At 60.6% G+C, this 10,546-nt stretch carries 8 protein-coding genes; all 8 read left to right on the forward strand.

What is annotated here, in order from left to right:
* Nucleotides 1–168 precede the first annotated feature (168 nt).
* A complete protein-coding gene (locus tag AC1DSN_RS12440) occupies nucleotides 169–1,527 on the forward strand; it encodes a hypothetical protein (protein WP_477330914.1) in 1,359 nt (452 codons plus the stop codon).
* An 11-nt stretch (nucleotides 1,528–1,538) separates the two neighbouring features.
* Nucleotides 1,539–2,888: a glycosyltransferase family 39 protein gene (locus tag AC1DSN_RS12445; protein ID WP_477330916.1), complete on the forward strand. Its 1,350-nt coding sequence runs from the start codon at nucleotides 1,539–1,541 to the stop codon at nucleotides 2,886–2,888.
* A complete protein-coding gene (locus AC1DSN_RS12450) occupies nucleotides 2,885–4,246 on the forward strand; it encodes an ArnT family glycosyltransferase (protein WP_477330918.1) in 1,362 nt (453 codons plus the stop codon). The genes AC1DSN_RS12445 and AC1DSN_RS12450 overlap by 4 nt, the downstream gene beginning before the upstream one ends.
* Nucleotides 4,247–4,359: 113 nt before the next feature.
* Nucleotides 4,360–4,782 (forward strand): pilin, encoded by a 423-nt coding sequence (locus AC1DSN_RS12455; protein ID WP_477330920.1) that lies wholly within the window; start codon nucleotides 4,360–4,362, stop codon nucleotides 4,780–4,782.
* Nucleotides 4,783–5,083: 301 nt separating this feature from the next.
* Nucleotides 5,084–5,533, forward strand: a complete 450-nt coding sequence (locus AC1DSN_RS12460) for a pilin (RefSeq protein ID WP_477330922.1) — start codon at nucleotides 5,084–5,086, stop codon at nucleotides 5,531–5,533.
* Between the two features lie 61 nt (nucleotides 5,534–5,594).
* Nucleotides 5,595–7,553: a tetratricopeptide repeat protein gene (locus AC1DSN_RS12465; RefSeq protein WP_477330924.1), complete on the forward strand. Its 1,959-nt coding sequence runs from the start codon at nucleotides 5,595–5,597 to the stop codon at nucleotides 7,551–7,553.
* A 28-nt stretch (nucleotides 7,554–7,581) separates the two neighbouring features.
* On the forward strand, nucleotides 7,582–9,567 hold the full coding sequence (locus AC1DSN_RS12470) for a hypothetical protein (protein WP_477330926.1): 1,986 nt from the start codon (nucleotides 7,582–7,584) through the stop codon (nucleotides 9,565–9,567).
* A gap of 19 nt (nucleotides 9,568–9,586) precedes the next feature.
* The coding region (locus tag AC1DSN_RS12475; RefSeq protein ID WP_477330928.1) for a glycosyltransferase at nucleotides 9,587–10,546 on the forward strand (960 nt) is incomplete at its 3' end.

Consider the following 10,546-nt stretch of genomic DNA (forward strand, 5'->3'; position numbering starts at 1 on the left):
CCCTTGGGGTTGTGCTCGGGGAGGACGGTACGGGGGTGGGGCCTTGCATGCAAGCGGGTAGCGGTCGCCACCCGAGAGGCGTTCGCGTATCCTCGCCCGCTCACGGGCCCGTACACTATGGAAGTCCGCAGGGGATCTCATGCACTATTTCACTAAGGGACTCGCAGGGTGACCAGCGGAGCCGTGTCGCAACTTCCGGCCGGTGGCTCGCAGACAGCTAGCACTCGTGCAGCGGTCGCAGTCGCAATTCTTGCCGGACTGCTCGCCGTATTCCTCCGCTGGTACTTCGTTACACACGCCCAGGTGTTGCAGCCGCTTTACCGGGATGCTGACTGGGGAGACGCAGGACAGTACTACCGATACGCCTGGAATCTGTATCACCGCCGCCTGTTCTCTTCTGCCGCTCCGGGATCCCCACACCCCTTCTCGGACGGGTTTCGCGATCCGGCGTACCCGGCGTTGCTGGCGATCGGAATGGCTGTCACTGACAGCTACGACAGCTGGTACACCCTGGTTATTCTTAGTCAGGTAATCCTCGGCGCGGTTACTGTGACGTGCGCCCTCCTCGCGATCAGGGACGTACTGCCGACGTGGCTTCTGGCAGTAGCAGGGATCGCCATGGCATTTTGGCCACACTTGGTAAGCATACCGGCCTATGTGCTCTCGGAGAATCTCACCGCGCCACTCTGCGCCATCACGGCGCTTGCCCTTCGGGAGGCCGCAGTCAGGCGCTCTATGGGATACACCCTGGTTGGTAGCGCCGCCCTGGCGCTCGCTGCACTTTCCAACGGGGTCCTCGCGCCAGAGGTCCTAGTGCTTGCGCTTGCCTTTGCTTGGAAGCGCACCATGCCACGTCGCCACTTGCTCGTGTTCGCAGCTGCTTCCGCTGTGCCATTGCTCGCGTGGGGAATTCGGAATGCCAACCTGTCGGCACCGCTGTCGCCCGTTTTGCGCGTCGAGATGAATCTCGTACAGGGATCGTGGCCGACATATCACGCCGCGACTCAGCTCTGGTCGGTGGAGGACCCCGCCGGAATTCAGACTATCGATGCTATCAATCTAGAGATCGCTACCCTGCATATTGATCGAGTGAGGGGACTGAAGGTCATCGCAGAACGCATGAGTCACGCGCCCGCCACCTATGCAGCGTGGTATTTAAGCAAGCCAGCACTCTTATGGGGATGGGCGATCGGCCTTGGGTCGGGCGACATCTACATGTATCCCACGCACAATTCGCCCTTCGTTACCAACCCGATATTTAAGACGGCCGAGGCAGCGACATTCATCTTGAACGGCGTAGTCGCCGTACTGGCGCTAGCCGGACTGATGGCCGTCGCGTTACGCCGCTCCCCGACAGCGGCGATGATTACGTTTGCAGTCACTGCTGCATGGATCACCGTGATTTATGGCGTCCTCCAGTCGGACGCCCGTTACGCGACGCCTTACCGACCTGCGGAGATCGCACTGGCTTGCGTAGGACTGTCCGCGGCCGCGGGCTACATCCGTGATCGGCTTGCCCGACCATGACGCCGTCAGGCATGCGATCGACGCCTAACCGGACAGCAATCGTCATAGCACTGCTAGGCGGCCTGCTTGCCTTCGGGCTGAGGTGGTATTACGTCGTCCACGCACAAGTGCTCCAGCCTCTGGATGATGTCAACGTACGCGCCGATGCGGTCGACTACTATCGCTATGCCTGGAACATGGTTCACCACTCCACGTTTAGCAACGACGTACCTGGAGGGGCCGACATTCGCGCCAACAGCTTTCGCGATCCGGGATACGCCACGCTGCTCGCGATCTGGATGAAAGCGACCTCGAACTACAGTGGCTGGTATGGAGCAGTGCTTATTACTCAAGCACTGCTAGGCGGCCTCACAGTGACGTTTCTGCTGCTGGCCGTGCGCCGTCGCGCATCAATTGCGACGCTCTCCACAGCCGCCATACTCATGGCCGTATGGCCTCATAACGTGGCGATGACCAGCTTCGTGCTTTCGGAAAACCTGCTCAGCTTCCTCTGTGCTTCCCTGCTCCTTTGCCTGAGCAACGCGTCGCACTCACCCTCTACGGGCCGTTACGTCACAGCTGGCCTCATCGCTGGAATGGCAGCATTGACCAATGCCGTCATGATCCCGTTTGGAATTGCCTTTGCCATGGCGGGGCAATGGAGGCGCATCGCGACACGCCGCCACGCACTTGCCTTCGCGGTCGCATCCCTTCTTTTGCCGGCGCTATGGGCCGTGCGTTCGGTGAATCTTCCTACCAACAAGACCTCATCGCAGCGCGCCGCGATGAACCTCGTCCAAGGATCGTGGCCCACGTACCACGCTGCGTATCAACTCGCCATGACGGGCGATGAGGACGGTGAACGGACCATCGAGGCTATGAGCTCGGAGATCGGCGCATTTCAGCAGGGCATCGGGACAGGCCTCTCTACGATGTGGGCCAGAATGAGTAAGCACCCCTTGACGTACCTTGCCTGGTACTTAGAAAAGCCAGCACTACTCTGGAGCTGGGACATTCGAATCGGCCAGGGCGACATCTACGTCTATCCGACTCGAGATTCGCCTTTCCGGTCGATCCGCCTATGGAAGGCAGCGGAAGCCGCCTGCTACCTCGCCAATCCACTAGTCCTCATCTTGGCTTTGATCGGCGCCTTTGAGGCACTATTGCGGCGCACCGCAGGCACTGTAGTGCTCGGCATGGCGACTATGGCCGTTTTAGTGACCATCGTATACAGCGTCCTGCAGTCCGAGCCACGTTATTCGGTGCCGTTTCGTGGCGTTGAGATTATCTTGGCGTGTGCTGGAGCCACAGCGGTCAGCCGACGGCTCCTCACCCGCCGAGGCAATCGGCGGCGGGAGATCCGAGAGAGCATAACGCCATGAAAGCTCACTTTCCGACGGCTCGCCCGGCGCTGCTTATTGCGGCGATGACCGTGCTCGCGCTCTTGGTACGCCTCTTCTACGTGCGCACTGCGATTGTCGACCACCCCCTCCGCGGCGATGCGGTCCAGTACTTTGCCTATGCATTGAATCTGGTTGACCACCACATCTTCTCGATCGTGTCGCCAGATGGCATTGCAAAGCCGGACAGCTTCCGAGACCCGGGTTACCCCTTGTTCTTGGCCCTCATGGTGAAGCTGTTTGGCAGAGGGCAACCGTTTTATCTCGCCGTCCTAGACGTCCAGTGCGTACTCTCCGCCCTCACCGTAGGTATGTACGCATGGCTCGCACGCCGCTGGCTCGGAACGGCAGCTGCCGTTGCCGCAGGCAGTTGCCTGGCGTTGTGGCCACACCTAATCACGCTTAGCGGTTATGTCTTGAGCGAGACGGTGCTCGGCTTCTTGTTCGCCTCGGGCCTTTGTGCGCTGCAGTTGGCATCAGATCGTCACTCGCGGTCGTGGGCGACCGTCGCGGGCCTGGCCTTCGCGGCCGCCGCGCTGACCAATGCCGTCGTGCTCCCGCTCGCTCCGCTCTTCGCTGCCATCGCTGCCATCGCTGCGTGGCGTGATAGTACACGGCGAACTCTTTGGCTTGCCTTTCTATTCGCCGCGACACTACCCTGCGCCGCATGGATGATCAGGGGAGCGATGCTTCCGTCATCGCTTGCGGCCAGCGACCGAATCGCCATGAATTTCGCTCAGGGCTCATGGCCTGAATACCACAGAGCTTGGTATAAAGCCCTCGAGCTGGATGATGCCGAATCGAAGGCCGTTCTTGCGGACATCGATAGCGATGTGCGCCGATTGAGCAGTCAACCGACTGCCGCCCTCGGGGTTATCGCCAAGCGATTTGCCGACCAACCGGCACGGTACCTCGCATGGTACGCATCGAAACCGGCAGAACTGTGGGGCTGGACGATCGGAATAGGTGCGGGAGATATCTACGTATTTCCAACCTCGAATTCGCCGCTTTCCGGCCACGGCGTGCTGCGTGCAACCACGGATCTCATATACCTAATTAATCCACTAGTGACCCTGCTCGCGATGATCGGAACGGCCGCAACAGCCTGCAAACCACGACATCGGGAACCTGCGCTGTTATTTGCCGCAGCAGGCGTCATTTTTGTCACCGCTGTGTACGGCATCCTCCAGTCGGACGCACGCTACGCAGTGCCGTACCGCGGCGCTGAGTGCCTGATGGCGGCCCTCGGCGTCAAATCCCTTTACCACATCGGCCGCCGCGTGCGCCGGACGACGTCCAGCATCTCGACTAACGGCGCGAACGACGCGCAAGCGCGATGAAAGTCACAAATATCAATCGAAGAAGGTCCGGTCGACAAGGTTGGTACGAAGTGTGCTGAGGCTCCCCCGACTCACAGGGGCCCAACCACATGTTTATGCCTATGAAGCGGCGAATGACCGGCTTCACGCTGATTGAATTGATGATTGTCGTCGCTATCATCGCCATACTGGCCGCGCTTGCTGTCCCGGCTTACAAAGACTATTTAGTTCGTACACAGGCCTCCGAGGGCCTTGTTACCGCAGCCGGAGCCAAGGCGGCGGTGTGGGAATATATGCACAACACGGGTCGATTTCCGTCTTCCAATAAGTCGGCCGGCCTGCCCGGTGGCTCCTCAATCAGCGGCAAATACGTGTCGTCAGTCGCCCTCCAACCGAGCGGCGTGATCCTGATTGCATATGCGACACCAGATTCAAACGCCGTTCTGAGCCCCAATACGGTCAGCCTTTCCCCGATCGACAATACCGGCAGCATCGGGTGGGTCTGCAAGTCCACCCTGGACAATCGCTACCTGCCCACCACGTGCCGCACGAACTGACGTTTCGCGTCACATCCTGACCTTAAGCGTCACTACTAAATCTACTGCAATCCACTGAATCCGCGAAATTTTCCTGTTGATCCGCAAGCGTGACAGGATGCACAATCCCGGCACCGGCAAGTATGAGGAAATATGCCGGTCGCGGGAGTCGTGGCATGTTCAATGCAGGCTTTGCGGCGAGCTTCCTGGTCGTTCCTGACCAAAGCAAGTGAGGGAGCGCTCTCCAACCTTAGGGCGGAGGGAGCTAGGGCTCAGGGGGCGTCACTTAATTTCGGTTAGTCAACAGTAACGAGGAAACTCCATGAAGAACGTCCAGAAGGGCTTCACGCTCATCGAACTGATGATCGTGGTCGCCATCATCGCGATCCTGGCTGCCATCGCCATCCCGCAGTACCAGAACTACCTGATCCGCACCCAGGTGTCGGAAGGCATGAACCTCGCTGACGGCGCCAAGACGGCCGTTGCTGAGTTCTACAACAACACCGGCCGTTGGCCGAGCACGCAGAAGTCCGCCGGCCTGCCCAGTGCTGGCTCCATTTCGGGCAAGTACGTGACGGGCGTCGATGCAGGCGTGACCACCCCGGGCAAGATCATCGCTACCTTTGGCGGCGCAGACGTCAACAGCAAGATCGCCACCAAGAAGATCGTCCTCTCGGCGACCGACAATGGCGGCTCGATCAGCTGGAACTGCAAGTCGAGCGCTGGCACGGACGTGCCTGATGCTTACCTGCCGACCTCCTGCCGTACCTGATACGCTTCACGCTTTACGAGAAGGGGCCGTTTCACGGCCCCTTTTTTTTTGGATGAATCACGTGCGCACCGACCGCCCCCTCGCCCTCCTGATCGTCGGGATTCTCGCATCCCTGGTCGTCACGCTCTTTGTTTACTCGAAGGGCCTCAAGGGCGACTTTCTCTTCGACGATTTTGCCAACCTTCCCGCGCTCGGCGCACAAGGTCCGATCGACAGCTGGACTGCGTTCGTTCGCTATATCACTTCGGGCACCGCCGACCCGACCGGGCGACCTCTCGCGTTGGCTTCGTTCCTCTGGGATGCGCGAGACTGGCCAGCTTCGCCAGCTCCTTTCAAACGCACCAACCTCCTGATCCATCTTGCTAACGGCCTGCTATTGAGTAGCCTGTTGTGGCGACTGGGAGGCGCTCTCGCACTCGGGCGTCGCGAGCAAGCCATGAGCGCCTGGTTTGGCTGCACGCTCTGGTTGCTGCACCCCATTTTCACCTCGACCGTCCTCTATGTAATTCAACGCGAAGCCATGTTACCGGCGACGTTTGCGATGCTCGGCATGCATGCGTGGCTGACTGGCCGGCAACGATTTGCACGAAGAACCGGCGGGCGAATCTGGATCGTCGCCGGTATAAACCTCTTCACCGTCCTAGCCCTCCTTTCGAAAGCGAACGGCGCGCTAGTACCCCTACTAATCCTCGTCGTCGAGTCCTGCCTGCCGCCTCTGACGGCCAATGCACGAGTTTACCGGCGCTGGCTCCTGTCCACGTGCGCACCTTGGGCCCTCGCTGTCGCGCTAGGGCTCATTTGGTTTGCCTACCGAGGCATCGATAACGCGTCGCCGTCGTACCGCGGCTGGTCCGTAGGGCAGCGCCTTCTTACCGAACCGACGATCCTGTGGACCTACCTCGGACAGCTGTTTCTGGTGGTCCGGATTGCCGGGAGCGTGTTCCACGACCAATTCCCCGCCGCGATCTCGCTATTCGATCCCCTATGGACTCTGCCAGCGATGGCGGCCCTGGGCATCGTGATTTTCCTGGCTTGGCGCTATCGCCGACGCTATCCTGCGGCTGCCGCGGCGGTGCTCTTTTTCTTTGCAGCTCATCTGGTTGAATCAACGTCCATTCCGCTGGAGCTCTATTTCGAGCATCGCAACTACCTGCCGGCGGCCCTAATGTTCTGGCCCCTCGGACTTGCGCTGTGCAGAGTCCACCGCCCCGCCGCAGGCATTGCCATCGGTGGATTGGTAATCGTCGCCATGGGTACGATCACGCTCGGTCTCACGACGCTTTGGGGCAACCCGTTAGCGCAGGCCTTGACCTGGGTAGCGGACGCCCCTGGATCTGCACGCGCGCAGGCCTACGCGGCACAGATGGAGGGTGAGGCGGGATTTCCTCGTCGCGGACTGCAGCGTGTGGAGACGCGCCGCTCCGAATTCGCGGCGGAGCCGCAGGTTGCACTTGCCATCTTGGACCTGCGCTGTCAAGTCGGGACAGTAGACGCCAGCGACATTGCATTCGCGGGCATGTCGCTGCAGACGACGCAACGCGACCCTGGCAGGCTCCTGCTCAGCTGGTTTTCTCCGGCTGTAGCGGTCGCTCAGGGAGGTTACTGCCACGGCTTGGACGACAGCGCGCTCGAGCAACTGCTAGACCACGCGACGACCAACCCGCACATAACAGCTCTCCCGGGGAGAATGCAGGACATCGAACATATCCGGGGAGAACTGGCGCTCTCCCAACGTGACGTTGCACTCGCGCGCGTGCATTTTGACGCAGCGCTGCGCCTGGCTCCTTCCCCGCAGACGGCCCTCGAGCAGGCCGCCGCGCTCGGCCGGGCGAACGCGCCGGAGCTTGCAATAGGCCACCTGGACCTCTATGCGCACCTGCCCTCCCCTCCCATACGCGGCCCGTCCACCGGCATGGCATGGGTACACGATCGAGTGCTGAGCCGTCAGAATTACTGGAATACCGAACTCTTGCACTTACGCGCTTCGTTGATCGACGCTTCGAGGAAACCTTCGCAATGATCATGCCTTCCTTGGAAAGCCGCAGCTGATGCGCCTGCCTACTCTTCGCCAGATCGGCGCGCTTCCCGCCGCATGGATGGCGCTGGCCTTGCTTGCGACGGCGATTGTCTACGCGCAAGGCCTACCGGGCGCATTTACTTTCGACGACTTTCCGAACATCGTCGATAACACCGACCTGCGCGTCACACGCGCGTCGGTTCCTGATCTGCTTTCGGCGGCATTGTCCTCACCATCGAGCGACTTCAAGCGGCCGCTTGCCTCTCTGAGCTTCGCATTGAATATCATCGCGAGCGGCGTAGATCCCGCTCCGATGAAGATCACCAACATAGTGATTCATCTGGTCAACGGTTTGCTGGTCTTCCTTATCACGCGCAGGCTGGTGGCACGCAATCCACTGCAACCGGACCAGCGCGAGAGTGGCACAGCAATCTTGGTCAGCCTGGCCTGGATGGTCTTGCCCATCAACCTAACCGCTGTCCTGTACGTCGTCCAGCGCATGGAGAGCCTCGCCAACGTGTTCGTGTTGCTCGGCCTGTATGGATACATCTTAGGTCGACAGCGAATGCTTCGCAGCGGATATGGGCGCGTGACCGCGACGACGAGCCTTATCGCTTGCACCGCGCTGGGCCTTCTGGCTAAGGAGACCGCGGTTCTCACCCCCCTCTACGCCTTTCTTCTGGAACTCTTCGTCTTTCACTGGCGTACAGCGGCCAGAGAGGGCAGCTTTCGGAGATCGCGCTTCATCATTGCGCTGTTTATCGCGGCGCTCCTGATACCTGGCATTGCAGGTGTTCTATGGGTCGGGCCGGCGCTTATGCGAGCGTCAACCTGGGCACCTCGCGACTTTACGATGTCCACACGATTGTTGAGCGAAGCACGAATCGTCTTGGATTACCTCGCCTGGACAATCTTCCCGACGCCGACAGGCCTCTCCTTCTACCACGACGATTTTCGGATCTCGACAGGCCTCTTTGCACCGCTGGCCACCCTTTTCAGCATCGCCGGACTTGTCGGCCTAGCGGGTGCGGCCATCCTACTGCGCAAGCGTGCACGACTGGCCAGTCTCGGGATCGCCTGGATGCTCGCTTGTCACACGCTGACTGGAACCGTAATTCCTCTCGAACTCATCTACGAGCACCGCAATTATTTCGCCAGCATAGGCGTCATGCTAGCAGTGGTAACCGGCCTGCGCGGAAACGTGACTACCTCGGTAGTGGTTAACGGCACAGTCCCAACTTCGAGCCGCGTGACCGTAGGCAACATCGTTCTCGCGTTCGCCATCGTCTATTGGGCGGTACTCACGGGTTTCACGGCCTACCGATGGAGAACCCCTGTGGGGCTCGCGGAGGAGTTGGCCGCACGCAACCCCCAATCACCACGGGCTCAGTACGAGCTTGGACGAACGTACATCATCGGATCCCAGTACGACGCGTCTTCACCGTTCGTCCCACTGATTCCGCGCCAGCTTGAACGTGCAGCGGTCTTGCCGGGGGCCTCGACCCTACCCGAGCAGGCGCTTATTTTCTTCGCGGCGCGAATGCATCAACCCATCAAGGATGCTTGGTGGGATTCCATGGAAGCCAAGCTCCATTCCAAGCCGCCAACCATTGAGGACGAAAGCGCGATCTTCTCGCTGAGCACCTGCAGCCTCAAGGGGATGTGCACGCTTCCTGCGAATCGCATCGTCCGGTTGTATCTTGCAGCACTCACACATCCAGATCCGCGAGCCCGGCTGCTCGCGGCATATGCGGACTTTGCATGGAGTGGCCTACGTGACACACAGCTCGCCTTCCGCCTTTCAAAAGACGCCTCGGCGAAGGAGCCAGGCGAACCTGCATATCACATCACCCTCGTCCGCGAAGCTCTGTCGCTCGGCGACCATGCCGTCGCTGCCGAGCATATGGCAGCCTTGGAGCAGCTGAATGTAGGGGGGCGACTGGAAAGTTCGCTTGCTCCTTTGCGCGCAAGAATGGATGAGAAACGCCGGGACGCGACGGGGGCCGACAAGGAATGAACGAACGAGTAACCGGCGCATGAAGGTTCTGATGGTGAGCACGTCCTACCCCAAGGACGAACGCGACTGGCGCGGGGTTTTCATCCGCAACCTCGCCGGCGGCATTTCGCGCCTTCCGGACGTGATGCTGCGTCTGTGGGCCCCCCCGGGGGCCCTGCCACCTCACGTGGAGTCAGTAACCACCACTGGCGAAGCCGCTTGGCTGGGTGACCTCATGCATGCCGGCGGCATCTCGCACATGATGAGAGAAAGCGGCTGGCGCGGCGCCGACGCCCCACTGCGCCTTTTGCGGATGCTTTGGCGCGCTTATCGACGGGAAAGAAACGCAGACCTCTACCACGTGAACTGGCTTCAGTGCGCCATTCCGCTTCCGTCCGACGGAAAGCCAGTCGTCGTATCGGTGCTGGGAAACGACCTGAATCTGCTGCGCCTCCCAGGCATGCGGTCTTTATTGCGCCGTACATTCCGCAACCGGCCGGTAGCCTTGTGTCCCAACGCAGAGTGGATGGTCCCCGTACTTCAACGCGCCTTCGGCGACCTTGCCCAAGTGGTTCCGGTCTCCTTCGGCATCGACGCCACGTGGTACGAAATCCAGCGAAACATCACCGAGCCGCCCGAATGGATTGCCGTCACTCGCCTGACTACGAATAAGCTGGGCCCGCTCTTCGAATGGTCCGAACCACTATTCCGCGACCACACTCGTACGCTTCACCTGCTCGGTCCGATGCAAGAGCAGGTCACGATTCCCGAGTGGGTCCGCTGGCATGGGCCCGCTACGCCGGAAGAGCTCTCAAGCCAGTGGTTTCCTCGGGCGCAGGGGTTGATCACCCTGAGTGTGCACTCGGAGGGCCGCCCACAAACCATGCTGGAGGCGAAGGCAGCCGCCCTGCCTATCATCGCGTCTGACATGCCCGCCCACGCCTCCATCATCCAGCAGGGGTCCGACGGCTTCCTTTGCTCGGATCAGGCCGGCTACGCC

The sequence above is a fragment of the Luteibacter sp. P4_D7_3 genome (assembly GCF_056401735.1).

Excerpts from the sequence above, each read along its gene's own strand:
- AC1DSN_RS12445 (WP_477330916.1), top strand. The coding sequence starts at position 1,539 with ATGCGATCGACGCCTAACCGGACAGCAATCGTCATAGCACTGCTAGGC.
- AC1DSN_RS12450 (WP_477330918.1), top strand. The coding sequence starts at position 2,885 with ATGAAAGCTCACTTTCCGACGGCTCGCCCGGCGCTGCTTATTGCGGCG.
- AC1DSN_RS12455 (WP_477330920.1), top strand. The coding sequence starts at position 4,360 with ATGACCGGCTTCACGCTGATTGAATTGATGATTGTCGTCGCTATCATC.
- AC1DSN_RS12460 (WP_477330922.1), top strand. The coding sequence starts at position 5,084 with ATGAAGAACGTCCAGAAGGGCTTCACGCTCATCGAACTGATGATCGTG.
- AC1DSN_RS12470 (WP_477330926.1), top strand. The coding sequence starts at position 7,582 with ATGCGCCTGCCTACTCTTCGCCAGATCGGCGCGCTTCCCGCCGCATGG.